Origin of the sequence: Paracoccus sp. pheM1 (assembly GCF_018499825.1) — a bacterium.
Taxonomy (GTDB): domain Bacteria; phylum Pseudomonadota; class Alphaproteobacteria; order Rhodobacterales; family Rhodobacteraceae; genus Paracoccus; species Paracoccus versutus.
Map to the genome: position 1 here is coordinate 1130694 of NZ_JAGXCX010000002.1, position 23625 is coordinate 1154318.

At 68.9% G+C, this 23625-nt stretch carries 23 protein-coding genes and 1 pseudogene; 11 read left to right on the forward strand and 13 right to left on the reverse strand.

The window, feature by feature from the left end:
• Window positions 1-4: 4 nt before the first annotated feature.
• Window positions 5-508 carry a PaaI family thioesterase gene (locus KF941_RS19660; protein ID WP_036756216.1) on the reverse strand — a complete coding sequence of 168 codons (504 nt, stop codon included), beginning with the start codon at window positions 506-508 and terminating at the stop codon, window positions 5-7.
• Between the two features lies 1 nt (window position 509).
• The gene (locus KF941_RS19665) at window positions 510-953 is read right to left on the reverse strand and encodes a PaaI family thioesterase (protein ID WP_036756218.1); all 444 of its coding nucleotides are present in this window, start codon (window positions 951-953) and stop codon (window positions 510-512) included.
• Window positions 954-1090: 137 nt separating this feature from the next.
• Here KF941_RS19665 and KF941_RS19670 point away from each other — a divergent pair, with 137 nt between their 5' ends.
• From KF941_RS19670 to KF941_RS19695, 6 genes are all read left to right on the forward strand, one after another.
• Complete coding sequence (locus tag KF941_RS19670) at window positions 1091-1531, forward strand: MerR family DNA-binding transcriptional regulator (protein WP_036756220.1); 441 nt, start codon at window positions 1091-1093, stop codon at window positions 1529-1531.
• Between the two features lie 92 nt (window positions 1532-1623).
• A complete protein-coding gene (locus KF941_RS19675) occupies window positions 1624-2013 on the forward strand; it encodes a MerR family DNA-binding transcriptional regulator (RefSeq protein ID WP_036756222.1) in 390 nt (129 codons plus the stop codon).
• 22 nt (window positions 2014-2035) lie between these two features.
• Window positions 2036-3814, forward strand: coding sequence for an acyl-CoA dehydrogenase C-terminal domain-containing protein (locus KF941_RS19680; protein ID WP_214274300.1), 1779 nt, complete (start codon window positions 2036-2038; stop codon window positions 3812-3814).
• Between the two features lie 279 nt (window positions 3815-4093).
• Window positions 4094-4735, forward strand: a complete 642-nt coding sequence (locus KF941_RS19685; RefSeq protein ID WP_214274301.1) for a glutathione S-transferase family protein — start codon at window positions 4094-4096, stop codon at window positions 4733-4735.
• On the forward strand, window positions 4732-5943 hold the full coding sequence (locus KF941_RS19690; RefSeq protein ID WP_214274302.1) for an acetyl-CoA C-acetyltransferase: 1212 nt from the start codon (window positions 4732-4734) through the stop codon (window positions 5941-5943). The genes KF941_RS19685 and KF941_RS19690 overlap by 4 nt, the downstream gene beginning before the upstream one ends.
• Before the next feature lie 12 nt (window positions 5944-5955).
• Window positions 5956-8139 (forward strand): 3-hydroxyacyl-CoA dehydrogenase NAD-binding domain-containing protein, encoded by a 2184-nt coding sequence (locus tag KF941_RS19695; protein ID WP_214274303.1) that lies wholly within the window; start codon window positions 5956-5958, stop codon window positions 8137-8139.
• 226 nt (window positions 8140-8365) lie between these two features.
• Here KF941_RS19695 and KF941_RS19700 read toward each other — a convergent pair whose 3' ends face one another.
• Both KF941_RS19700 and nth read right to left on the reverse strand, forming a co-directional pair.
• A complete protein-coding gene (locus KF941_RS19700) occupies window positions 8366-9373 on the reverse strand; it encodes an adenosine kinase (protein ID WP_214274304.1) in 1008 nt (335 codons plus the stop codon).
• Window positions 9370-10038: an endonuclease III gene (gene nth / locus KF941_RS19705; protein ID WP_214274305.1), complete on the reverse strand. Its 669-nt coding sequence runs from the start codon at window positions 10036-10038 to the stop codon at window positions 9370-9372. The genes KF941_RS19700 and nth overlap by 4 nt, the downstream gene beginning before the upstream one ends.
• Before the next feature lie 101 nt (window positions 10039-10139).
• On the opposite strand from nth, the gene KF941_RS19710 reads away from it, so the two are divergent.
• Both KF941_RS19710 and KF941_RS19715 read left to right on the forward strand, forming a co-directional pair.
• Complete coding sequence (locus tag KF941_RS19710) at window positions 10140-10736, forward strand: methylated-DNA--[protein]-cysteine S-methyltransferase (RefSeq protein ID WP_214274306.1); 597 nt, start codon at window positions 10140-10142, stop codon at window positions 10734-10736.
• Window positions 10737-10897: 161 nt separating this feature from the next.
• Entirely contained in the window at window positions 10898-11545 is a 648-nt protein-coding gene (locus KF941_RS19715) for an OmpA family protein (protein ID WP_036756238.1), read from the forward strand.
• A 171-nt stretch (window positions 11546-11716) separates the two neighbouring features.
• On the opposite strand, the gene KF941_RS19720 is transcribed toward KF941_RS19715, so the two are convergent.
• The 5 genes from KF941_RS19720 to KF941_RS19740 form a co-directional block, all read right to left on the reverse strand.
• Window positions 11717-12271, reverse strand: a complete 555-nt coding sequence (locus KF941_RS19720) for a F0F1 ATP synthase subunit B (RefSeq protein WP_036756240.1) — start codon at window positions 12269-12271, stop codon at window positions 11717-11719.
• Window positions 12268-12927, reverse strand: coding sequence for a F0F1 ATP synthase subunit B' (locus KF941_RS19725; protein WP_214274307.1), 660 nt, complete (start codon window positions 12925-12927; stop codon window positions 12268-12270). Before KF941_RS19725 ends, KF941_RS19720 begins: the two co-directional genes overlap by 4 nt.
• Window positions 12928-13004: 77 nt before the next feature.
• A complete protein-coding gene (locus KF941_RS19730) occupies window positions 13005-13238 on the reverse strand; it encodes a F0F1 ATP synthase subunit C (RefSeq protein ID WP_010394077.1) in 234 nt (77 codons plus the stop codon).
• Window positions 13239-13296: 58 nt separating this feature from the next.
• Window positions 13297-14043, reverse strand: a complete 747-nt coding sequence (locus KF941_RS19735) for a F0F1 ATP synthase subunit A (protein ID WP_036756242.1) — start codon at window positions 14041-14043, stop codon at window positions 13297-13299.
• Between the two features lie 2 nt (window positions 14044-14045).
• On the reverse strand, window positions 14046-14387 hold the full coding sequence (locus KF941_RS19740; protein WP_036756244.1) for an AtpZ/AtpI family protein: 342 nt from the start codon (window positions 14385-14387) through the stop codon (window positions 14046-14048).
• A 185-nt stretch (window positions 14388-14572) separates the two neighbouring features.
• Between KF941_RS19740 and KF941_RS19745 the strand changes: the two genes are divergently transcribed.
• Window positions 14573-14929, forward strand: coding sequence for a metalloregulator ArsR/SmtB family transcription factor (locus KF941_RS19745; RefSeq protein ID WP_036756246.1), 357 nt, complete (start codon window positions 14573-14575; stop codon window positions 14927-14929).
• Between the two features lie 55 nt (window positions 14930-14984).
• On the opposite strand, the gene KF941_RS19750 is transcribed toward KF941_RS19745, so the two are convergent.
• Window positions 14985-16586, reverse strand: coding sequence for a bifunctional metallophosphatase/5'-nucleotidase (locus tag KF941_RS19750; protein ID WP_072462088.1), 1602 nt, complete (start codon window positions 16584-16586; stop codon window positions 14985-14987).
• A gap of 133 nt (window positions 16587-16719) precedes the next feature.
• On the opposite strand from KF941_RS19750, the gene KF941_RS19755 reads away from it, so the two are divergent.
• Window positions 16720-17052, forward strand: a complete 333-nt coding sequence (locus KF941_RS19755; RefSeq protein WP_240540496.1) for a DUF952 domain-containing protein — start codon at window positions 16720-16722, stop codon at window positions 17050-17052.
• On the forward strand, window positions 17049-18107 hold the full coding sequence (locus KF941_RS19760) for a quinone-dependent dihydroorotate dehydrogenase (protein WP_214274309.1): 1059 nt from the start codon (window positions 17049-17051) through the stop codon (window positions 18105-18107). Before KF941_RS19755 ends, KF941_RS19760 begins: the two co-directional genes overlap by 4 nt.
• On the opposite strand, the gene cysE is transcribed toward KF941_RS19760, so the two are convergent.
• The 3 genes and pseudogenes from cysE to KF941_RS19775 form a co-directional block, all read right to left on the reverse strand.
• Window positions 18104-18943: a serine O-acetyltransferase gene (gene cysE, locus KF941_RS19765; RefSeq protein WP_114537672.1), complete on the reverse strand. Its 840-nt coding sequence runs from the start codon at window positions 18941-18943 to the stop codon at window positions 18104-18106. The two genes, KF941_RS19760 and cysE, sit on opposite strands and share 4 nt — an antisense overlap.
• 62 nt (window positions 18944-19005) lie before the next feature.
• On the reverse strand, window positions 19006-19728 hold the full coding sequence (locus KF941_RS19770; RefSeq protein ID WP_214274310.1) for a DUF2793 domain-containing protein: 723 nt from the start codon (window positions 19726-19728) through the stop codon (window positions 19006-19008).
• Window positions 19721-23624: pseudogene (locus KF941_RS19775) on the reverse strand (glycoside hydrolase/phage tail family protein). Before KF941_RS19775 ends, KF941_RS19770 begins: the two are co-directional and overlap by 8 nt.
• Window position 23625 lies beyond the last annotated feature (1 nt).

A 23625-nucleotide genomic window follows, 5' to 3' on the forward strand; every position in this document is an offset into this window, starting at 1 on the left:
CTCCTCAGCCATCCTGCGGCATCAGGAAATGCCCGGTCGCCTGGGCCAGCAGCTTCTGGCGCTGGTCCTGCCAGGCCTCGACATGCACGCTGGCATAGCGCCGCCCCGAGCGCACCACCCGCGCCCGCGCATAGGCGTCGCGCGGCAGGCCGGAACGCAGGTAGTCCACGGTGAAGTCGATGGTCTTGGGCAGGCGCGGCAGGCTTTCGGGCACGGCGGCGTCGGGGGCGATGCGGCCCTGCTCCATGTCTTCCCAGATCGCGGTCCAGGTCAGCTCGACGATGGCCGTGACCTCCAGGAAGGCGGCCGTCACCCCGCCATGGATCGCCGGCAGCATCGGGTTGCCGATCAGCTTCTCGTCAAAGGGCAGCACGGCGGTCAGTTCGTCGCCGCGGCGGTCGAAGCCGATGCCCAGCCAGCGGATATAGGGCACGCTGGAAACCAGCGCGTTCAGCGTGTTGTTGCGCCGCGACTTGATGGCGTCGAGGGATTCGTTGCGCGGGGCCATGTCACCTCTCGACGGTAAAGGCGCCGGTGGCCGAGGCCACGGGGCGGGATTCGTCGTCATCCATCGCCCAGGCGCGCACGAAGGCGACCGACCGGGTGATGTGATAGCAGCTTGCCTTGGCGCGGATGGTCTGGCCGGGCGTCGCCGCGCGCATGTAGTCGATGCGCAGGTCGATGGTCGCGGTCGAGCGCGCCCCGGTCGGATGCGCCATCACCGCCGCGCCGCTGCACGTGTCCATCAGGGCCGAGATCACCCCGCCATGGATCACCCCGCTGCGCGGATCGCCGACCAGATCCTCGCGCCAGGGCAACGAGATCTCGGCCCCCTCGGCGGAAAGCTGGTCCAGCCGCATGCCAAGCGCCCGCGCATGGGGGATCACCTCGATGAACTGGCGCGCGATGCGCCGGCGTTGTTCAAGCTCGTCCTCTGGCGACGGTTCGCTCATGCCCCTGGCCTCTTGCTTGGCTCGCAGGCGGCAATGGTAGCAGCCCGCGACCCGCAGGCAAGCCCGCCCGACCAATGGTTGAGTTTGATCCGCCCCCGCGCTAGGCTGCGCCGCAACCGCAGCATAGAGTTCATCCGATGTCCGATAGCGAATACATTGGCTTCAAGGAAATGTGCGCACGGTTCGACGTGACGCCCCGGACGCTGCGCTATTACGAATACATCGAGCTGCTCAGCCCCCGCAAGGAAGGCCGCTCGCGCTTCTACGGCCCGCGCGAGATCGCCCGGATGAAGCTGATCCTGCGCGGCCGCCGCTTCGGCTTCTCGCTCGAGGACATCCGGCAATGGCTGCTGATCTATGGCGAAAAGGGCACGCAGGAGCAGTATCGCGTCTGGATCGAGCTGGCCGACCGCCAGCTCGAGGTGCTGCGCCAGCAGCGCGACGAGCTCGAAGCCTCGATGACCGAATTGCTGGCCCTGCGCAACGACACCGTCGCGATCCTGGACGGCATGGGCCAGGATGGCGCGGGCCAGGACGGGGCGGGCCAGAACGGCGCCGGGACGGCGAAAAGGGGCTGAGCCGGGCGCTGACGCCACGTCCCCCCTTACGCGCACGTCAACTCGACCTATATTCCCCGGCAAGTGAATGTGCCAAGGGGAGAGGATCGGCCATGGGCGACGAGCTGTTGACCATCCGCCAGATGTGCGACGCCTTCGACGTCACGCCGCGCACGCTGCGATTCTACGAATCCCGCGAATTGCTGTTTCCGCAGCGCCGCGGCCAGCATCGGCTTTACGGCCGCTCGGACCGCGCCCGGCTGACCCTGATCCTGCGCGGCAAGCGCTTCGGCTTCTCGCTGGAGCAGATCCGGCAATTGCTGGAGCTTTACGACCCGGCCGAACGCAACATCACCCAGACCGAAGCCACGCTCGCCACCGCCCGCGACCGGCTTGCCGACATGGAGCGGCAGCACCGCGAACTGGGCGAGGCCATCGCCGAGCTGCGCCAGCAGATCGCCGAGGGCGAGGCCGCGCTGCAAAGACTGAAATCCGACGCCTGAGGGCGAACTTTCGGGAGGACCGATGACCACCTATTCCGCGCCCGTCCGCGACATGCAATTCGTGCTGCATGACGTGCTGGACATCTCGAACCAGGATCTGCCGGGTTACGGCGATCTTGACCGCGACTTCACCCAGGCCGTGCTGGAGGCGGCCGGCAAGCTCGCCTCCGAGGTGCTGGCGCCGCTGAACGCCGTCGGCGACCGCGAGGGCTGCACGCTGGAAAACGGCGTGGTCCATACCCCCAGGGGCTTCCTGGAAGCCTTCGAACAGATGCGCGAGGGCGGCTGGACCGCGCTCGACTGCGACCCGGAATACGGCGGCCAGGGCATGCCCTATGTGATCGGCCTGGCGGCGGGCGAGATGTTCTCGGCCTCGAACATGGCCTTCACCATGTATCAGGGCCTGACGCATGGCGCCTATTCCGCCATCCACGCCCATGGCACCGAACAGCAGAAGGCCACCTACCTGCCGAAGATGGTCAGCTGCGAATGGACCGGCACCATGAACCTGACCGAGCCCCATGCCGGCACCGACCTGGGCCTGCTGCGCACCAGGGCCGAGCCGCAGCAGGACGGCAGCTACCTGATCACCGGGCAGAAGATCTTCATCTCGGCCGGCGACCACGACATGTCGCAAAACGTGATCCACCTGGTCCTGGCCAAGGCGCCGGGCGGGGGCGAGGGCACCAAGGGCATCTCGCTTTTCATCGTGCCGAAATTCCTGGTCGACGAGGACGGCTCCCTGGGCGACAGGAACGCCGTCTCGGTCGGCAACCTGGAAGAAAAGATGGGCATCCACGGCAATGCCACCTGCGTGATGAACTATGACGGCGCGAAAGGCTGGCTCCTGGGCGAGCTGCACAAGGGCATGCGCGCCATGTTCACCATGATGAACGAGGCCCGGATCGGCGTCGGCCTGCAAGGCTATTCCGTGGCCGAGGCCGCCTATCAGAACGCCGTCGCCTATGCCCGCGACCGGCTGCAGGGCCGCGCGGTGACGGGCGATGCCAACCCTGCGGGTCCGGCCGATCCGCTGATCGTGCATCCCGACATCCGCCGCAACCTGATGGACCAGAAAAGCTTCCTCGAGGGCGCCCGCGCGCTGGCCTTCTGGGGCGCGCATCTGATCGACCGCGCCGTTCTGGCCGAGGACAAGGAGGCCCATGACCTCGTCTCGCTGCTGACGCCGGTGATCAAGGGCTTCCTGACCGACAAGGGCTTCGAGACGGCGGTGCAGGCCCAGCAGGTCTTCGGCGGCCACGGCTATATCGAGGAACAGGGCATGTCGCAATTCGTCCGCGACGCCCGCATCGCCATGATCTACGAGGGCGCGAACGGGGTGCAGGCGCTGGACCTCGTCGGCCGCAAGCTCGCGGCCGAGGGCGGCAAGCCGGTCATGGCCTTCTTCGAACTGGTCAAGGCCGAGATCAAGGCGCATGAGGGCGACGCGGCGCTGAAAGCCGGCTTCTGCGAGCCGCTGAAGGCGGCCTCGAAGGATCTGCAATCGGCGGCGATGTTCTTCATGGAACAGGGCATGAAGAACCCGAACGCGGCGCTGGCGGGCTCCTACGACTTCATGCACCTCTTCGGCCATGTGGCGCTGGGGCTGATGTGGACGCGGATGGCGGCTGCGGCCAAGGCGGCGCTGGATGGCGGCACCGAGGATCCGGCCTTCCACGAGACCAAGCTGGCGACCGGCCGCTATTACATGGCGCGACAGCTGCCGATGACCGCGGCGCATCTGGCCCGCATCCGCTCGGGCGCCGAGCCGGTGATGGCGCTGGATGCAGGGCGGTTCTGAAACGGGCAAGGGGGGCGCCTGGCAGCAAGGTCGCATGGGTATTTGGGCAACGAAGAAATCGGCAGGTTGCGCCCCGGCCACCCCCGCGGTTCAGGCGGGACAGGTTTTGGCCAAATGACCGGGGCGACTTCTCCGTTGGCGGTCATCGGCTCCCCAGCCTGTACCGCACCGCCGAGTTTCGCAGGGAGCGGTTAAGACAAGGTTAAGGCGCGTCTTCTTCGTTGTAAAAATACCCATGCACCGGGAAGCCGGGCGCCAAGTCGAAGGAAAGGAAACAGCATGACCGCCCAGCTTCACTGCTTCGGAGAATCCGGCCATTCCTACAAGGTGGCGCTGATGATGCAGCTGACCGGTCATCCCTGGCAGCCGGTCTTCGTGGATTTCTTCGGCGGCGCCATGCGCGGCGCCGACTATCGCGCCTTGAACGAGATGGGCGAGGCGCCGGTCTACGTCGAGGACGGCCTGACCCTGGCCCAGTCGGGCGTGATCCTGCTGCACCTGGCCGAAAGGACCGGGCGCTTCATGGACGGCGACCGGAGCGAGATCCTGCGCTGGCTGTTCTGGGACAACCACAAGGGCTCGTCGCAATTCGGCACGCTGCGCTTCCTGATGAACTTCCTGCCGCCCGAGAAACGCCCCGCCGAGGTCATCGCCTGGCTGCAGGGGCGCTGCAAGGCGGCGCTGAAGACGCTGGACGGGCATCTGGCCGGGCGCGACTGGCTGGCGGGCGACCGGCCCACCATCGCCGACCTGTCCTGTTGCGGCTATCTCTATTACCCCGAGCCCTTCGGCTTCGACCGCGCCGAATGGCCCCGGATCGACGCCTGGCTGGACCGCATCCAGGCCCTGCCCGGCTGGAAACATCCCTATGACCTGATGCCCGGCAATCCCGCGGACCGGGCCGCGAAGGAGGACGCATGACCGAAGCCTATATCTACGACGCCGCCCGCACCCCGCGCGGCAAGGGCCGCCCGGACGGCAGCCTGCACGAAGTCACCTCGGTCGCGCTTTCCGCCCGGCTGCTGAATGCCGTCAAGGAGCGCAACGGGCTCGAGGGCCATGCCGTCGAGGACGTGATCTGGGGCAATGTCACCCAGGTCAAGGAACAGGGCGGCTGCCTCGCCCGCTCGGCGGTGCTGGAATCCGATCTGGACGAGTCGATCCCCGGCCTGGCCATCAACCGCTTCTGCGCCTCGGGCATGGAGGCGGTGAACCTGGCCGCAAACCAGGTCAGGGGCGGCGCAGGCGACGCCTATATCGCCGGCGGCGTCGAGATGATGGGCCGCGTCGCCATGGGCAGCGACGGCGCCGCCATCGCCGTGGACCCCAGCCTGACCTTCAAGACCTATTTCGTCCCGCAGGGCATCAGCGCCGACATCATCGCCACCGAATACGGCTTTACCCGCGAAGAGGCCGATGCCCTTGCCGTCGAGAGCCAGCGTCGCGCCGCCCTGGCCTGGCAAGAGAACCGCTTCGCCAAGTCCATCGTGCCGGTCAGGGACCAGAACGGCCTGACCATCCTCGACCGCGACGAATACATGCGCCCCGGCACCTCGCTGGAGGATCTGGCCAAGCTGAAGGCCAGCTTCAAGGAGATGGGCGAGTCCATGCCCGGCTTCGACAAGGTGGCGATGCTGAAATACCCGCATCTGGACCGCATCGAGCATATCCACCACGCGGGCAACAGCTCGGGCATTGTGGACGGCGCCGCTGCCGTGCTGATCGGCAATGCGGAATTCGGCAAGGCGCATGGGCTCAAGCCCCGCGCCCGCATCCGCGCCACCGCCAAGATCGGCACCGACCCGACCATCATGCTGACCGGCCCGGTGCCGGTGACGGAAAAGATCCTGCGCGACGCAGGCATGGCGATCAGCGACATCGACCTCTTTGAGGTGAACGAGGCCTTCGCCTCGGTCGTGCTGCGCTTCATGCAGGCCTTCCAGGTCGATCCCGCCGTGGTCAACGTCAATGGCGGCGCCATCGCCCTGGGCCACCCGCTGGGCGCCACCGGCGCCATCATCATCGGCACGCTGCTCGACGAGCTGGAGCGGCAGGACAAGACCGTGGGCCTCGCCACGCTCTGCATCGCGTCCGGCATGGGCGCGGCCACCATCATCGAGCGCGTCTGAGCGGAGGGGAAGATGACCGATTTCACCATGGATAAAGGCGCCGACGACGTCGCCATCATCACCTGGGACGTGCCCGGCAAGTCGATGAACGTGCTGTCGCTGGACGGCGCGGCCGAATTGAACGCGCTGATCGACGAGGCCCTGGCCGACGCGGCCGTGAAGGGCATCGTCATCACCAGCGGCAAGAAGGACTTCGCCGCCGGCATGGACCTGAACGTCATCGCCGGCATGAAGCAGGGCGGCGCGCAGGCGGTCTTCGACGGGGTGATGACGCTGCACCACCTGCTGCGCAAGATCGAGCTGGCCGGCATGGACCCCAAGACGAAAAAGGGCGGCAAGCCCATCGCAGCCGCCCTGCCCGGCACGGCGCTGGGAATCGGGCTGGAGCTGCCGCTGGCCACGCATCGCATCTTTGCCGCCGAGAACCCGAAGGCCAGGATCGGCCTGCCCGAGATCATGGTCGGCATCTTCCCCGGCGCCGGCGGCACCACCCGGCTGGTGCGCAAGCTGGGCGCCATGGGCGCCGCGCCCTTCCTGCTGGAAGGCAAGCTCTCGGACCCCGCCAAGGCGAAATCCGCCGGCCTGATCGACGAGGTCGTTGCCGACCCCCTGCAAGCCGCCCGCGAATGGGTGCTGAAGGCGGGCGATGCCGACCTGGTCAAGCCCTGGGACGCCAAGGGCTACAAGATGCCGGGCGGCGAGCCCTATAGCCCTTCCGGCTTCATGACCTTCGTCGGCGCCAGCGCCATGGTGCATGGCAAGACCCTGGGCGTCTATCCGGCGGCCAAGGCCCTGCTGAGCGCCGTCTATGAAGGCGCCATGGTGCCCTTCGACACGGCGATGAAGATCGAGGCGCGCTGGTTTACCAACGTGCTGATGAACCCCTCCAGCACGGCGATGATCCGCAGCCTCTTCATCAACAAGGAGGCGCTGGAGAAGGGCGCGAACCGCCCCGAGGCGCCGGACCAGACGGTCAGGAAACTCGGCATCCTCGGCGCCGGCATGATGGGCGCCGGCATCGCCCATGTCTCGGCCATGGCCGGGATCGAGGTGGTGCTGATCGATGCGACGCAAGAGGCGGCCGAGCGCGGCAAGTCCTATTCCACCGGCCTGCTGGACAAGGCGATCAGCCGCCGCAAATCCACCGAAGAGAAGAAGGCCGAGGTGCTTGCCCGCATCACGCCCACCACCGATTACGCCGCCCTGCAAGGCTGCGACCTGGTGGTCGAGGCGGTGTTCGAAGACCCCGCCGTCAAGGCCGAAGTCACCAAGCGCGCCGAGGCGGTGATCCCGCAGGACGCGATCTTCGCCACCAACACCTCGACCCTGCCGATCGGCGAGCTGGCCAAGGCCAGCGCCCGGCCCGACCAGTTCATCGGCATCCATTTCTTCAGCCCGGTGGACAAGATGCTGCTGGTCGAGATCATCAAGGGCCGCGAAACCGGGTCGCGCGCCGTGGCCAAGGCGCTGGACTTCGTGCGCCAGATCCGCAAGACGCCCATCGTGGTCAACGACGCGCGCTTCTTCTACGCCAATCGCTGCATCATCCCCTATATCAACGAGGGCATCCGCATGGTGGCCGAAGGGGTCAGCCCGACGCTGATCGAGAACGCGGCCAAGATGATGGGCATGCCGTTGGGACCGCTGCAACTGGTGGACGAAACCTCGATCGACCTGGGCGTCAAGATCGCCAAGGCGACGCGCGCGGCCATGGACGAGGCCTACCCGGACGGGGCGGTGGACCAGGTGATCTTCCGGCTCGCCGACCAGGGCCGGCTGGGCCGCAAGACCAAGGCCGGCTTCTACGATTATGACGAGGCCGGCAAGCGCCAGGGCTTCTGGTCGGGCCTCGCTGCCGAATGGCCCGAAGCCGACACCCAGCCCGAGCTGACCGAAATCCAGCACCGGCTGATGTTCGCGCAATCGCTGGAAGCCGTCCGTGCGCTGCAGGAAGGCGTGCTCGAGGACATCCGCGAGGGCGACGTGGGCGCCATCCTCGGCTGGGGCTTCGCACCCTGGTCGGGCGGCCCCTTCGGCTGGCTCGACATGCTGGGCGCCCCGCGTGCGGTCGAGATCGCCGAGGGTCTGGCGGCAAAATTCGGCCCCCGCTTCGCCGCGCCGCAACTGCTCAAGGACATGGCCGCGAAAGGCGAAAGCTTCTACGGCCGGATCGGCGCCGGCAACAAGGCTGCCTGAACTCTCGCGGCGGGCAGGGCCGGTTCAGCCTTGTCCGCCCGGTTGCCGGGGTATTTGAAGAACGGAGAAAAACCGGCGCCGGGCCAATTCCGCACCCCCGGCAGGAAGCCCGCGACCAGGGCATTTCACCGTTTCCCAAATACTCAAAGAAAAAGCGCCGAAGGGTTCCCCCTTCCGACGCTTCTCTGTTGCCCAAATACCCCAGGGACCGCGCCCCAAGGCGCGATCAGGCCAGTTCCTCGGCCCGGAAGGCCGCGCGCAGGTCGCTTTCGGGCCGGGCGCCGACATGGCCGATGACCTCTGCTGCCGCGATGCAGCCCATCCGCCCCGCCGCCGCCAGGTCGGCGCCGATGGCCAGCCCATAGATCAGCCCAGCCGCGAACTGGTCGCCCGCCCCGGTCGCATCCACCGGCACCACGCGATGCACCGGCGCCGTTACCCGCTCGGCCCCGCGGATCAGGATCGCATCCTCGCCCGAGCGGGTGCAGATCACCGTCCCGCAATCGGCCGAGGCCAGGCGCAGCGCCTCCTCCAAATCCTCGGCCTGATAGAGCGACTGCCATTCGTGGACATTGCCGATGACGTAATCCATCGGCCCCGCCACCAGCCGGCGGAAATCGGCGCGGTGGCGGTCGACGCAGAACGGATCGGACAGCGCGATCCCCGCCTGCCCGCCCGCCGCGTGGCAGGCATCGGCCGCCTTCAGGAAGGCCGCCTTGCCGGCATCCTTGTCAAAGAGATAGCCTTCCAGGAACAGCCAGTCCGCGCCGCTGAAGGTCGCGGGGTTCACGTCGTCGGGCCCCAGTTCGCCGGAAATCCCCAGGTAGGTGTTCATCGACCGCTCGCCATCCGGCGTCACGAAGATGATCGAGCGCGAGGTCGGGGCCACGTCCCCCGCCACAGGCGGGTTGACGAAGACCGTGCCCTGCGCCTCGGTCTGCTCGGCATAGCTCAGCCCCAGGGGATCGCCCGCCACCTTGCCGATGAAGGCCGTGCGCAGCCCCAGCATTCCCAGCCCCGCCAGGGTGTTCGCGACCGAGCCGCCCGGCACCAGCCGCGCCTTGCCCGCCTGCGGATCGGCCGATTGCGCCGCCATCAGGAACTCGGATCGCGCGCGGTCGACCAGCTGCATGATGCCCTTTTCCACCCCCAGCCGCGCCAGCGTCGCATCCGAGGTCGGCGCGATCACATCCATCACGGCATTGCCGATCCCGATCACATAGGGGGTGGTCATTCGGTCTTCTCCTCATAGGGGCAGAGATCTTCGATGGGGCAGATCCGGCAACGCGGGCGCCGCGCCTGGCAGATATAGCGGCCGTGCAGGATCAGCCAGTGATGCGCGTTCTGCTGGAAGGGGACGGGGACGTTGTCCTCGATGGCGCGCTCGACCTCCTCGACGTCGCGGCCCGGCGCGATGCGGGTGCGGTTGCCGACGCGGAAGATATGCGTGTCCACCGCCTGTGCCGGAAAGCTGAACACGCTGTTCAGCACGACATTCGCCGTCTTGCGCCCGACGCCGGGCAGGGTCATCAGCGCCGCGCGCGATTGCGGCACCTCGCCGCCATATTCCTCGACCAGCCGGCGCGACAGGGCGATGACGTTCTTCGCCTTCTGGCGGTAGAGCCCGATGGTCTTGATCTCCTCGGTCAGCGCCTCGACGCCCAGCTCCAGCATCTGTTGCGGCGTGGTCACGCGCTGGAACAGCGATTTGGTCGCCTTGTTCACCCCGACATCGGTCGCCTGCGCCGACAGCGCCACCGCCACCAGCAGGGTGAAGGCGTTCACATATTGCAGCTCGGTCACGGGATGCGGATTGGCCTCGCGCAGGCGCGAAAAGATCGCGACCTGGGCCGCATAGGGCAAGGCGGGGGGAAGGCGGGAAAGGGTGCTGCGTGCCATGCGCCCCCAGATGCCCTGCCCCGCCGCCATGCGCAAGCTTTCCCGTATGGATTCGGCCCGCGGTTGCGCTAGGCTGACACAGCGACAATTGCGAGGCAGGCATGACACGAACGCTTTTCTCCCTTGCCCAGCCCCAGCCGGGGCTGCGGGTCTCGATCACCACGCAGCCGGCCCAGCATGCCGGCGCGGTGCTTTGTCGCGGGCGCTTTCCGACGCCGCTCGGCACCGTGGTGGCGCTGGGGGCGGGCGGCGCGCTCTGGGCCCTGGGCTTTGTCGGCCCCATGCCCGAGGACCGGGTCGAGGCCGACCTGGTCGCCCGCTTCCCCGGCGCCCGGCTGGTCGAGGCGCCCGAGGCGCTGGCCCCCGCCATCCAGGCCCTGCTGGCCGGCGAGGGCGAGATCGCCGTCCGCCTTGGCGGCACCGCGTTCCAGTTGCAGGTCTGGCGTGCCCTGGCCGAAGTGCCGCCGGGACAGGTCATCAGCTATGCCATGCTGGCCGAGCGCATCGGCCGTCCGAACGCCCTGCGCGCGGTCGGCACGGCGGTCGGGCAGAACCCGGTCTCCTGGGCGATCCCCTGCCATCGCGTGACCCGCACCGACGGCCGCATCGGCGGCTATCATTGGGGCGAGGCGGTAAAGCGCGCCCTGCTTGCGCGCGAAGGCGCGAGCATCGCGCCCCGCGCCATCGCCGCTTTGTGAGCCGCGCACCGCGATTTCCCGTCTATTCCTGTGGAGTTGGCCCGGAACCCATGCCAATGTGACCGCGTTTGGGCATCAGCCGCCGGCCCCCGGAGACGGGAAGGCCGGCCGCGTCGCAAGGACAGGCGGCGTAGGATCGCCCTGAAAAGAAAGGTGAAGGAATGAAGACCCGTATTTCGCTGCTTCTCGCCTCGGCGGGCGTGATCGCCATCAGCGCCTGCGCGCCGACCGATCCCTACGGCCAGCCCCAACAGACCAGCCGCACCCAGCAGGGCGCCATCGCCGGCGCGGTGGTGGGCGGCCTGATCGGTGCCGGCGAAAGCCGCTCGAACGCCGTGAAGGGCGCGATCATCGGCGCGACGGCGGGCGCCGTCGGCGGCTCGATCCTGGACCAGCAGCAGCGCGCGCTGCAGCAATCGCTGAACAACCCGAACATCCAGATCGTGAACCACGGCACCCACCTGTCGGTGGTGATGCCGGAAACCACGCTGTTTGCGACCGATTCCGCGGCGGTGGGGGCGCAGGGGCAGAACGATCTCTACACCATCGCCCGCAACCTCAACCAATATCCCAACAGCCGCATCCAGATCGTCGGCCATACCGACAGCACCGGCTCGGCCGCCTACAACCAGGATCTGTCCGAGCGCCGGGCGCGTTCGGTCGCGGGCATCCTGGGCGCCGGCGGCGTGTCGCAATCGCGCCTCACCACCATGGGCCGCGGCGCGACCCAGCCGGTCGCCTCGAACGATACCGCCGCGGGCCGGGCGCAGAACCGCCGCGTGGAGATCCTGATCACCCCGACCCGCTGATCGCGGCAGGGACGCCAGGCGCGGGCCGGCAGCCGAAAGGCGGCCGGCCCTTTGCTTTTGCGCCCTCGATGGGCGGAAAAGGAAAAACCCCCGAAGCGTCTCCGCCTCGGGGGTCCGGTCACTGTCCCATGGGGATGCTTGGCCGCACCCCTCTCGTTCGATTCCGCAGCCTCAGTTCAGCCGCCGGCCCACTTCCTCGATAGCCTGGTCGATGCCGGCGCTGCGCTCGGCCGGGCTGGCCTGCTTGCCCAGGATCTCGGTCGCGGCGCCGATCGCCGTCTGGATAGCCCGGTCGCGCACGGCGCGCACGGCATCGGCCTCGGCGCTGGCGATCTGTTCCTCGGCGGCCTTCAGCCGGCGCTCGATCGACAGTTGCAGCGCCTTCTTGGCCTTTTCGGCTTCCGAAACCGCCTCGCGCTTGGCATTGGCGACGATCTCGTCCGCCTGGCCCTTGACCTCGCGCTGGCGGCGCTCGTAGCTCGCATAGATCTCCTGCGCTTCCTCGCGCAGGCGGCGGGCTTCGGCCAGGTCGTTGCGGATGCCCTCGGCCCGCTTGTCCAGCAAGCCGCCGACGATCTGCGGCACGCGGAACCAGACCAGGATGCCGACGAACAGCAGGAAGGCCAGCGTGACGATGAAGTCGGTATTGCGCAGCGAGAAGAACGGGCCCGAAGCCGCAAGCGCCGGGCTTGCCATCAGGGCAAAGAGAACGCTCAGACGTTTCATTGCAGCGCCCCCTTCAGTCGCTGGTCGACCGCCGCATCGACCAGACCCTGGTCAACCTTGCCGCCGAAATTCTCCACCAGGGCCGCAGTCACCTCGCGGGCGACATTGCGCGCGTCCTCGATGGCCGAGGCGCGGATCTCGCCGATGCGCTTCTCGGATTCCGCCGCGCGCGCGGCGATTTCCGCATCGGCATGGGCGATGGCGGCGTCCAGTTCCTTCTGGATCTCAGCCTTGTTGGCGGCCACGATCTTGCCGGCCTCGGCGCGGGCGTCGGCCAGCGCCTTGTCATAGGCGGCCTCGGCCTCCTTGGCCTTCTGCTTGAATTCCTCGGCAGCCATCAGGTCGCCGGTGATGGCGCCCTGGCGGTCCGAGATGACGCCGCCGATGCGCGGCAGCGCGATCCGCGACAGAACCCAGTAGATCACCGCCAGGATGACCAGCAGCCAGAAGATCTGGTTGCCGAAGGTGGTGAAATCCAGTTGCGGCATGCCGGGGGCGCTGGCGGCATGGCCAGCCGCGCCATGGGCTGCATCCGCCGCGACCACGGCATGGGCCGCATCGGCGCCATGACCCGCCGCTTCGGCGGATTCGGTGATGATCACCGTTTCAGATTCTTCGACCACGACGGGCGCGGTCTGTTGCAACAGGCTGAACATATCCTACCCCATGCCGGTCGTTTCACAATCGGGTGGGCGCATGACGCCCCCACCCAACCGCAAGGATGGCAAAAGGATCAGACTGCGAACAGCAGCAGCAGCGCGACCAGGAACGAGAAGATGCCCAGGGCTTCCGCAAAGGCCATGCCGATGAACAGCGTGGCGGTCTGCGAGGCAGCGGCCGACGGGTTGCGCAGCGCGCCCGCCAGGTAGTTGCCGGCGACATTGCCCACACCCATGGCGGCGCCCGCCATGCCGACGCAAGCCAGACCGGCGCCGAGATACTGTCCCAGTTGACCCAGATTTTCCATGTTCATGCTCCTTGAGGCTTTTGGAAAGGGTTTTCGTTTCAGACCTTGGCTGCCCGGCTCAGTGCGCCGGATGCAGCGCGTCCTTCAGGTAGACGCAGGTCAGGATGGTGAAGACATAGGCCTGGATCAGCGCCACCAGCACCTCGAGCCCATACATGGCGGTGATGGCGACGACCGAAACCGGCGCGATGGCGGCAATGGCGGCGAAGGCGGCAAAGACCTTGATCACCGCGTGGCCGGCCATGATGTTGCCGGCAAGTCGGATGGAATGGCTGACCGGCCGCACGAAATACGAGATCAGCTCGATCACAGCCAGCACCGGGCGCAGCGCCAGGGGCGCCGAGCTGACCCAGAACAAGCCCAGGAAATGCGCGCCGTTCTTGACGAAGCCCAGCACGGTCACGCCGACAAAGACCAGCACCGCCAGCACCGCCGTCACGGCGATATGCGAGGTCGGCGAAAAGCTTTTCGGCAGCAGGCCCAGGAAGTTCGCGAACAGGATGAAGCAGAACAGCGTCATCACATAGGGGAAGTATTTCAGCCCGTCCTTGCCGGTCACGTCCTCGACCATCTTGTGGACCATGCCGTAAAGCAGCTCGGCGATGGACTGGACGCGGTTCGGCACGATGGCCCGGCCGCGGGTGCCAAAGACCAGAAGCGCGGTGATCGCCAGCGCGGCCAGCGCCATCCACAGCGTCGCATTGGTCGGCGTGTACCAGTTCACCGGCCCTTCGCCAAACAGCGGTTTGACGACGAACTGGTCCATCGGATGGAAAACCAGACCACCTGCTTCTTCTTCTGCCATCGTCATTCACCCTTGTCGTCGCCGGGACGTCCCGGTGTCTTGCCTATCTCGTTCGCGGTCCGCATCATGGTCCTGATGCCGGCCGCCAGTCCCAGCAGCACGAAGACCACCATGAAGACCGGCTGCAGGCCGGTCAGATAGTCCAGCCCGTATCCGATCCCGAAGCCCAGGGCCAATCCCGCCACCAGCTCGGTCACCATGCGCCAGGCCATGTTGGCCTGGCTGAAATGCTCTTCCCCGCGCGAGGCCGGCTTGTCCGCCGCCTTCTTGCCCAGCCGGGCCTCCAGCGCGCGCAGCCGCTCCGCGTCTCGGGATCGCGCGGCGTCATGGTCGTCCTCGGCCACGGCTCACACCCCCGTTATCGGTTGGCGCGGTGATAGGGACTCGCGCCCCCCGAGTCAAGCAAGGCCCCGGAAATTGCAACCTGTTGAAAAACAAAGCTTCCGCGGAAGCCGCCCATCGCGGAAACCCGGCCTTGCGGTCCGGTGGCCATCCGCTCCATATTCAACCGGCAAGTTAAGCAAAGCCGATGCCCGCACAGCAACCCAGCCTCGACGCCATTTTCTCCGCCCTCGCCGATCCGACCCGGCGGGCGATCCTTGGCATGCTGCTGGAAGACGACATGGCGGTGACGGATGTGGCGGCGCCCTTCCAGGTCAGCCTGGCGGCGATCTCCAAGCATCTCGCCGTGCTGGCGGCCGCGGGACTGATCCGGCAGGAAAGGCGCGGGCGCATCATCTGGTGCAAGCTGGAACCCGACGGGCTGCGCAACGCCTCGGTCTGGATGCAGGGCTTCGGCCAGTTCGAGCCGGTGGACCTGGACGATTTCGAACGCTTCCTGCGCGAAGCCCTGCCGCTGGCGGATGGCGACGAAGCCAAGTCCTGATGGCCCCCGAACGCAAAAAAGGGCCGGGCTTATGCCCGGCCCCTTTGCGTTCCTGTCATTTCACGGTGATGCGGCCATCCACCCGCGCCACGAAGCCCGGCCCCTGCTTGGCCAGGTATTCGGCCAGCACATCCGCCAGATCCGGCCCGAAGTCATAGGCGTTCATCGCGTTCTCGGCAAAGACCCTGTAGCCGTCGCCGCCCGCGCGCATGTAGTTCTGCGAGACCACGCCATAGACCGCCTCGGGATCGATCGGCACCCAGTCCGAGCCGTCGCGCACCTGCACGTCGCTGATCCGGCTGCCCGCCGGGGCCGAGGGGTCCAGCGTGTATTTCAGCCCGGCGACCTGGGCAAAGCGCCCGGCGCCCTCCTCGATCTGGCTCGCGCCGTTTTCCAGCCCCGCGACCACGTCCGCGCCCTTCAGCTGGAACGTGGACAGCGTGTTCTGGAAGGGCAGGACCGACAGCACGTCTCCCATCGTCACCACCCCCGCGGCGATCGAGGCGCGCAAGCCCCCGCCGTTCTGGATCGCGATGGTGATGCCCTGGTCCTTGACGCGCGCCAGCATGGCGTCGGCCACCAGGCTGCCCATCTCGCATTCCCGCGCCCGGCAGGTTTCCCGGCTGCCGTCGATCGGCGCCGCGATCTCGGCCACGCGCTTCTGCTTGAGCTGCTCGATCGGCGCGGCCATCTCCTTGACCCGCGCGGCCAGCTTCTCGTCCGGCGCGACCGAGCCGTCCAGCAGGATCGGCTGCCCCTCGGCCTTGACCAGCTTGCCCTCGTCGTCCCAGGTCAGGACCAGATGGCCCAGGTATTTGCCATAGGCATAGGCGGTCGCCACCGGAACCTCGGTGCCGTCCGCGCCCTTGACCATGGTCGGATAGGGGCCGGCGGCACCTTCGAGCTGGCCCAGCAGCGTATGGCTGTGCCCGCCGACGACCGCGTCGATCCCGGCCACCTCGGCCGCGAATTCCTGGTCGCGCCTGTAGCCGGAATGGGTCAGCGCGATGATCTTGTTCACGCCCTGCTCGGTCAGTTCCTGGACGTCGGCCTTCAGGCTGTCCATGTCGTCCATGAAGATGACCTTGTCGCCCGGCGAGGCGGTCTCGGGCGTGTCCATCGCCAGGGCCGAGACGATGCCCACCTGCTCGCCGCCGACATCCAGCACCAGCACGTCGCCGACCTTGTCCTTCAACTCGGGCGATTGCGACAGGTCCAGGTTGCCCGAGACGACCGGAAACTTCGCGCCCTCCGCCAGGATCTGCAGCCCCTGTGGCCCGTCGTCGAATTCGTGATTGCCGACCGCCATGGCGTCGAAGCCGATGGCGTTCATGAACTCGACCGTGTCCTTGCCCTTGTAGGTCGTATAGAACAGGCTGCCCTGGTACTGGTCGCCCGCGTCCAGCACGATCACGTTCTGGCCCTCGGCCTTCAGCCCGTCGCGCAGCTCGCGGATCTTGGTCGCCAGCCGCGCCACGCCGCCGAAGCACCCGTCCTGCGCCTCGGTCTCGGCGTCGCAGGTGCTGTCATAGGCGTTGATCGGCTCGATCCGGCTGTGGAAATCGTTGATATGCAGGACATGCAGCGTGTAATCCGCCTGCGCCGCGCCCGAAGACAGCGCGACGATCGCCGCCGAAACCATGAGCCCGCGTTTCATCTCGATCCCTCTCACCCCGAATGTCTGGATGGGCGGCAGATTGCGGGATGCCGGCCGCGGCGTCAATTGACGAAGCCGTTGGGGCGACGCGATGCCGCTTGACGCCCCGCATCACGCGACGCATGAACCCGCCATGCTGGTTTACAAGATCCTCCGCGCCGCCGAGTTCCAGGCATTCCAACGGCAGGGCCGCAGCGCCGGCGCGCCGGTGGACCTGGCGGACGGCTATGTCCACCTCTCCACCGCCGCGCAGCTGCCCGGCACCCTGTCGCGCCATTTCGCGGCCGAGGACGGGCTGCACCTGCTGGCGCTGGACGGCGACGTCCTGCCCGAGCTGCGCTGGGAACCCTCGCGCGGCGGCGATCTCTTTCCGCACCTCTACCGCGAGTTGCGCATGGGCGACGTGATCTGGAGCCGCCCCCTGTCCCTCGGCCCCGCCGGCCACGACATCGGAGATCTCGCATGACCCCCATCGAGCGGCTGGGCCTTGCCGCGCTGCATCGCCTGGACCCCGAACGCGCGCATGACCTCTCGATCCTTGCCCTGCGGCTCGGGCTGGTGCCGCTGCCGGGCCGGCCCGTCACCTCCGACCGGCTGCGCACGCAGCTCGCCGGCCTCGACCTGCCGAACCCGGTGGGTCTGGCGGCCGGCTACGACAAGAACGCCCGTGCCCTGCCCGCATTGATGCGCGCCGGCTTCGGCTTCGTCGAGGTCGGCGCCGCCACCCCGCGCCCGCAGCCCGGCAACCCCAGGCCGCGCCTGTTCCGCCTGACCCCGGACCGCGCGATCATCAACCGCTTCGGCTTCAACAACGAGGGCGCGCAGGCCATCGCCGACCGGCTCGCCCAGCGCCCGCCGGGCATCCCCGTCGGGCTGAACATCGGCGCGAACAAGGACAGCGCCGACCGCAGCGCCGATTTCGCGCAGGTGGTGCGCATTGCCGGCGCCCATGCCGATTTCCTGACCGTCAACGTCTCTTCGCCCAATACCGAGAAGCTGCGCGACCTCCAGGGCCCCCAGGCGCTGTCGGCCCTGCTGCAAGGCGTGCTGGCGGCGCGCGACGCGCTGCCGAACCGCCCGCCGGTGTTCATCAAGATCGCCCCCGACCTCGACGATGCCGCGCTGGCCGACATCGCCGCCGTGGCGCTGGCCGCCCCGGTCGATGCGATCATCGCCACCAACACCACGCTTTCGCGCGACGGCCTCGCCTCGCCGCATTCCGGGGAAACCGGCGGCCTCTCCGGCGCGCCGCTCTTCGACCGCGCCACCCGCATCCTCGCCCGGCTCTATCGCGAGACGCAGGGCCGCGTGCCGCTGATCGGCGTCGGCGGCATCGGCTCGGCCGAGCAGGCATGGCAAAAGCTGCGGGCCGGCGCCTCGGCCGTCCAGATCTATTCCGCGCTGGTCTACCAGGGCTTCTCGCTGGCCGCCCGGATCGCGCGCGACCTCGACCAACGGCTCGCACACGAAAACCTCACGCTGGCCGAGCTGACCGGCAGCGGCAACGCCGACTGGCTCTAGAACAGGTCTTCGTGGCCCAGAAGCTGGTTCATCGTGTTCGACGGGTCGGCGCAGCCCGCATCGCCCACGATCCGCGCCGGCACCCCAGCCACGGTCTTGCAGGGCGGCACCTCGGCCAAGACGACCGAGCCGGCGGCGATGCGCGAATGATGGCCGACGCGGATATTGCCCAGCACCTTGGCGCCGGCGCCGATCATCACGCCGTTGCCGATCTTGGGATGGCGGTCGCCATCCTCCTTGCCGGTGCCGCCCAGCGTCACCGAATGCAGCATCGACACGTCGTTGCCGACCACCGCCGTCTCGCCGATGACGATGGAATGGGCATGGTCGATCATCACGCCCGTGCCGATCTTCGCCGCCGGGTGAATATCGACGCCGAACACTTCCGAGCAGCGCATCTGCACGAAATAGGCCATGTCGCGGCGGCCCTGCTGCCACAGCCAATGCCCGATGCGATAGGCTTGCAGCGCCTGGTAGCCCTTGAAGAACAGGATCGGCTGCATCAGCCGGTGCGTCGCCGGGTCGCGGTCATAGACCGCCAGCAGGTCGGCCTGTGCCGCCGCCGACAGTTCCGGCGCGCGGGCAAAGGCATCGTCGGCGATCTCGCGCAGGATCTGCTCGCTCATCTCGCGCGAGGCGAGCTTCAGCGAAAAGCGATAGGCCAGCGCCGCCTCGAATGTGGCATGATGCAGCAGCCCGGCATGGATCAGCGCGCCCAGCAGGGGCTCGTCGCGCACGGCGATCCGCGCCTCGCGCTGGATGCGGCCCCAGACCGAATCGCGCGGGGCATCGCGCGCGTCGGACAGCGGCTCGATCATGTCTTTCTGCAAGTTCATACGGGCGCCCGTCAGTTTCACCCGCCGAGTCTAGCGGAAACCGGCGGGCGCGAAAAGTCCGCTCAATCCGGCAGCCGCAATTCCCACCAATGCAGCACGATGCGCACCTTGCCGCCGGTGAACTGCCCGCCCGCGGCCGTCAGCCGCAGGGGCGCAGGCTCCCAGAACACCACGGGCGGCGAGGCAAGCCCGCGCGCCCAGGAGCCCTGCGCCTTGCCCAGCCCGTGACCGAATCGCGTCAGGCTGTCCGAACTGCCCGCCGTGCCCAGCGACCAGGATGTCGCGCTGCCGGTGATCGCCTCCAGCACCCGCGCCGTGGCGCCGATGACCAGCGCGCCGGACGGCACGGCCATCGCCGTCTCGAACCAGGCGCCCGCGCCCAGCGTCACATCCTCGTCAAGCTGCCGTGCCAGCAGGCCCGAGCCGTGCTGGCCCAGGGTGATGGCGCCGGGCACCCAGGCCGCCCCGCCATGGATCGCCACCACCCCCTGGTCGGCGACCAGCGCCCGCCGGCCGAAACCCGGCTCGACAAAGACCCAGCCGCCGTTCGCGCCGATGGCGATCTTGCCGCCCTGCCCCTCCCAGGCGTTGACCGCACCCTGCGGCACGCCCCAGCACAGCCCGTCCACCACCGTCTCGGGCGGGGTGATGCGGGTCAGGCTTTGCAGCACCAGGTCCACCTGCCCGTCCAGCCGCATCAGCGCCTCGTTCACCGTGACATGTTTCTGCGCCTGCGCCGGCATCAGCAGCGGCAGGGCGCAATTCGCGGTCGTGTTCTCAGACATGGATCATCCTCCTTGCATGGGGCCCGGCCCCGAACGTGTCGGAAAGCTGGGCGACCTCGACGGCAAAGCCGCCGCCCGCCGCGGCCTGGGCCCAGACGCCCCCGGGCACCGCCCAGCGCGGCTCGGCCAGCACGGCCTCGGCCAGCACCTGCCCGTCCCGGACCAGCCGGGCGGCGTAACGCTCCTGCGCCTCGCCCAGCGGCACGTCCGGCCCGTCCCAGCCGTCGCCCTGTATCCGCGTGCGCCGCACCCAGGTCACGACCCGGCCGCGGACCTCCAGGTGGCAGGGCGACAGCGGCCGCAGCCCGGCGCCGCGGAACGCCGCGGCGACGTGGCGATAGCTGGGGTCGTCCGGGCTGCGCGTGGCCGGCCCGATGCGCCAATGCCGCAGCTGGTTGCGGGCCGAGGGCGCCAGCTCCACCTGCGCCGCCGCCCCGTCCAGCAGCACCGCCACGCTGCCCGCCGGCCAGACCGCCGGCATGAAGGCATCCGTCCCCGCCTGCCCGCGCAGCCGCATCGAGATCTCCCATAGCCCGGCCGAAACCAGCCGCGCCTCGGCGAATTGCAAAAGCTCCCAGCCCTCGGCCGAGCCGTCGCCGATCGCCAGCAGGTTCGCGCCCGCCAGCAGCGCCTCGACCCCGGCCGAGCGCAGGTTGCCGCCCTTGACCCGCAGCCGCAGCGCCGGCCCGCGGTCCCAGACCCCCGGCCGCGCCGCCGAAAGCGGCCCTTCCGTCACCCCCATGACCGAAGGCTCGGCCAGCGTCGCGTTCAGCGCATAGCCCCCCGCCTCCTCGGTCGAGACCCAGGCCGCCGCCGCCCCCGGCCAGGGCGTCGCCGTCACCGCCAGATGCGGCGCATGCGCCACCTCGTCGCCGCGCAGCAGCGGCAAGTCCAGGAACACCGGCCAGACCGGGATCGGCGGCACGAAGGGGCGCAGCGCCGCCTCGCCCTCGACCACGCGGGCCGGGCGATAGACCCCCGGCTCGACCCGCACCGCGTCCACCGTGATCGCGCCCGCGCGCTCGATGCGGTCGATGCGCCAGCGCTTGGCCTCGGCCGACCCCTCGGCCAGCCGCACCACGTCCCCCGGCCCCAGATGCCCCAGCGAGGGCGGCAGGGCAAAGCGCACAGCGTCCCGCGCCACCGCCGCCTCCGACAGCCAGCGTTCCGCCAGCGCCCGCCCCTCGCCGCGGGTCAGCGCCATCGCCAGCTCGCTGTCCGAGACCGCCAGGAACTCGGCCCCCGGCATCACCGTCTCGGCCGTGCGCGCGGCATAATCGCCGCCCGCCTCGACATGGGTCAGCCGGATGCGGCCCACCATCTCGGCATCGGCGGCGCGCGAAATTTCCACCGCCTCGACCTCCTCGGCCAGCGCCATGTCCTCCGGCCCCAGCTCGGCATCGACCCGCGCGCCGCGCATGACAAAGCGCAGGACGCCGTCGCGCTCGACCGCGTCGAACCCATGCGCCAGCATCAGCGGTTGCAGCGCCGCCCGCCCCGTCTCGGCCCCCGACAGCGCATAGCCGCGCACCAGCCCGCGCAGCGCCTCGGCATCGAATGCCCGTACCCCCGCCTCGCGGCAGATCTCGGCCACCACATCGGCCAGCGGCACCGCGCCGGCGCGGCCGTTGAGCCAGTGCCCGCGCTCCCATGCCGGGCCGTCCGACCACAGGTCCAGGCGCGCCGGGAACGCCGGATAGGGCCGCGCGTCCCAGCACCAGACATGGGCGCGCGCCATGTCCACCATCCGCCCCGCCCCGGTCCGCCCGAACGCCGCCCGCGCCGGATTGTGCGCCGGATCGCCCCAGAACCCGGTCATCGCCCGCACATAGGCCGCCTGCACCAGGTCGTCCCGCCGCCCGTCCGAAAAATACGGCAGCATCGATTCCGAACTCATCGCGTCCAGGAACTTGTTGGGCTGGTTCGTGCCCTTGTCCAGCGCGGCGCAGCCCATCTCGGTAAACCACACCGGCTTGCTGCCCGGCACCCAGGCCGAGGGCTGCGCCCGCCGCACCCCGCCGATGCGGTCGTGATGCGCGTTCTGCCACCAGCCGCGGATGTCCTTGCAGCGCCAGATCCAATGCTCGTGATGCGCGCCGTCATGGATGGGCGTGCGCCGCTGCGCCTGCCGGTCGGCATCGCTGGCGTAATACCAGTCGTAGCCCTCGCCGCCGGGCGACATTGGCCAGCACATTGGCCAGCAGATAGGCCGGATCGTCGATCCGCCCGTGACGGGCGTCCAGGTGATCCTCGCCCTCGCGCCAGTCCGACAGCGGCATGTAGTTGTCGATACCGATGAAGTCGATGTTCTCGTCGGCCCAAAGCGGATCCAGGTGGAAATGCACGTCGCCGTTGCCGGGATGATGGCCGAAATATTCGGACCAGTCGGCGGCATAGCCGACCTTGACCCCCTCGCCCAGGATGCCGCGCACATCCGCCGCCAGCCGCCGCAACTCCTGCACGGCCGGAAAGGAATGCCCCGCCGCCATGATCGTCGTCAGCCCGACCATCTCGGACCCGATCAGGAAGGCGTCGATCCCGCCCGCGGCCGCGCAAAGATGCGCGTAATGCAGGATGAACCGGCGATAGGACCACTCGTCCGGCCCGCTATAGCGGATCGCCGAGCCGTCGCGGGTGAAATCCCCGGCCTCGGCCGTGCCAAAGAACCGCGCCACCTCCTCGGCGGCCTCGGCGGTGCCCACGGGACTGCCCTCGCGCCCCGGCGCGACGCTGGCGGTGATGCGCCCGCGCCAGGGCATGACCGGCTGGTCCGAGGCCCCGCTCCAGGGATCGGGCCGGCCGTTCCCCGCCAGCTGCTCCATCAGGATGAAGGGATAGAACACCGCCTTGCGCCCGCTTTCGGCGATCGCCCGCAGCGCCTCGACGACCGAGCCGTCGGCGGGCGTGCCGCCATAGATCGGCCGCCCGTCCACCCGCGCCACCGCCTGCGCCTCGTCGCGGCCGATGCCGCCGGCGCGCCAGGCCATCCCCTGGCCATCGCGCGACAGATCCTCGACCTTGGGCCGAACCGTGCATTCGCCGGCCCGCAGATCGTCGCCGAACCAGGACACCACCAGCGAGACCGAGCCGACACGCGGCAGTTCCCGCCCCAGGGTCGCCATCGAGGCCAGGAAGTCCGTCGCCCCCAGCGCGCTGTTGTGGTTGGCGACCTGCATCTCGCCCAGGCCCATGTCATAGCGGACCGGCGTCGTCGCCAGCGCATATTCGCCGGTGCCGGGGATCATGGCCACCGCCTGCACCTCGCGCGACAGACCCCGCCCCTGCCTGGCCGCCCGCACCACCTCGAAGGACAGCTGCGGCACCCGGTTGCCCCAGGTCTCCAGCGCCAGATCCTCCAGCACGACATAGGCCAGGCCGCGATAGGCCGGAGCCGCCTCGCCCTCCTCGGCCGCGATGGCCGGGTCGGGCAGCTGTTCCTCGTCGCCCAGGTAAACCCGCATGTTCAGCGCCTCGGCCGAGACCTCCTCGCCATCCGCCCAGATGCGCCCGACCCCCAGGATCGGCCCCTCGCACAGCGCCAGCGCCAGGCTTGCCCGATAGCCGATCTCGGTCACGCGCGGGCCCGAGCCCTTGCCGCCGCCCTGGCTGCGCCGGGTCTCGACCAAGGGGCCGGCCCAGATCGCATGGCCCGGCACCCGCATCTGCCCCCAGACACGCGCGATCGGCGTGCCCTCGCCCGCGGTCTGGATGCGCATCCGGTCCACGCGGCCGGTCTCGACCGCCTTCGAGCCGCCGCCCAGCAGGCGCTGGTCGATCATCCGGCCCAGGCTTGCACCCACCGCCCGGCCGATGACGGCGCCCGAAAGCCCCAGAACCGTGCCGCCAAAGCCCGCACCCAGCGAGGCACCCACCGCCGCCAGCAGAATCGTCGCCATT

Bases quoted from the DNA above. Each gene is read 5' to 3' on its own strand.
- KF941_RS19760 (WP_214274309.1), top strand. From the start codon at position 17,049: ATGACCCCCATCGAGCGGCTGGGCCTTGCCGCGCTGCATCGCCTGGAC.
- KF941_RS19730 (WP_010394077.1), bottom strand. From the start codon at position 13,238: ATGGAAAATCTGGGTCAACTGGGACAGTATCTCGGCGCCGGTCTGGCT.
- KF941_RS19725 (WP_214274307.1), bottom strand. From the start codon at position 12,927: ATGTTCAGCCTGTTGCAACAGACCGCGCCCGTCGTGGTCGAAGAATCT.
- KF941_RS19710 (WP_214274306.1), top strand. From the start codon at position 10,140: ATGACACGAACGCTTTTCTCCCTTGCCCAGCCCCAGCCGGGGCTGCGG.
- KF941_RS19720 (WP_036756240.1), bottom strand. From the start codon at position 12,271: ATGAAACGTCTGAGCGTTCTCTTTGCCCTGATGGCAAGCCCGGCGCTT.
- KF941_RS19685 (WP_214274301.1), top strand. From the start codon at position 4,094: ATGACCGCCCAGCTTCACTGCTTCGGAGAATCCGGCCATTCCTACAAG.
- KF941_RS19715 (WP_036756238.1), top strand. From the start codon at position 10,898: ATGAAGACCCGTATTTCGCTGCTTCTCGCCTCGGCGGGCGTGATCGCC.
- KF941_RS19770 (WP_214274310.1), bottom strand. From the start codon at position 19,728: ATGTCTGAGAACACGACCGCGAATTGCGCCCTGCCGCTGCTGATGCCG.
- KF941_RS19750 (WP_072462088.1), bottom strand. From the start codon at position 16,586: ATGAAACGCGGGCTCATGGTTTCGGCGGCGATCGTCGCGCTGTCTTCG.
- KF941_RS19665 (WP_036756218.1), bottom strand. From the start codon at position 953: ATGAGCGAACCGTCGCCAGAGGACGAGCTTGAACAACGCCGGCGCATC.
- cysE (WP_114537672.1), bottom strand. From the start codon at position 18,943: ATGAACTTGCAGAAAGACATGATCGAGCCGCTGTCCGACGCGCGCGAT.
- KF941_RS19735 (WP_036756242.1), bottom strand. From the start codon at position 14,043: ATGGCAGAAGAAGAAGCAGGTGGTCTGGTTTTCCATCCGATGGACCAG.
- nth (WP_214274305.1), bottom strand. From the start codon at position 10,038: ATGGCACGCAGCACCCTTTCCCGCCTTCCCCCCGCCTTGCCCTATGCG.
- KF941_RS19660 (WP_036756216.1), bottom strand. From the start codon at position 508: ATGGCCCCGCGCAACGAATCCCTCGACGCCATCAAGTCGCGGCGCAAC.
- KF941_RS19695 (WP_214274303.1), top strand. From the start codon at position 5,956: ATGACCGATTTCACCATGGATAAAGGCGCCGACGACGTCGCCATCATC.
- KF941_RS19675 (WP_036756222.1), top strand. From the start codon at position 1,624: ATGGGCGACGAGCTGTTGACCATCCGCCAGATGTGCGACGCCTTCGAC.
- KF941_RS19755 (WP_240540496.1), top strand. From the start codon at position 16,720: ATGCTGGTTTACAAGATCCTCCGCGCCGCCGAGTTCCAGGCATTCCAA.
- KF941_RS19690 (WP_214274302.1), top strand. From the start codon at position 4,732: ATGACCGAAGCCTATATCTACGACGCCGCCCGCACCCCGCGCGGCAAG.
- KF941_RS19700 (WP_214274304.1), bottom strand. From the start codon at position 9,373: ATGACCACCCCCTATGTGATCGGGATCGGCAATGCCGTGATGGATGTG.
- KF941_RS19745 (WP_036756246.1), top strand. From the start codon at position 14,573: ATGCCCGCACAGCAACCCAGCCTCGACGCCATTTTCTCCGCCCTCGCC.
- KF941_RS19680 (WP_214274300.1), top strand. From the start codon at position 2,036: ATGACCACCTATTCCGCGCCCGTCCGCGACATGCAATTCGTGCTGCAT.
- KF941_RS19670 (WP_036756220.1), top strand. From the start codon at position 1,091: ATGTCCGATAGCGAATACATTGGCTTCAAGGAAATGTGCGCACGGTTC.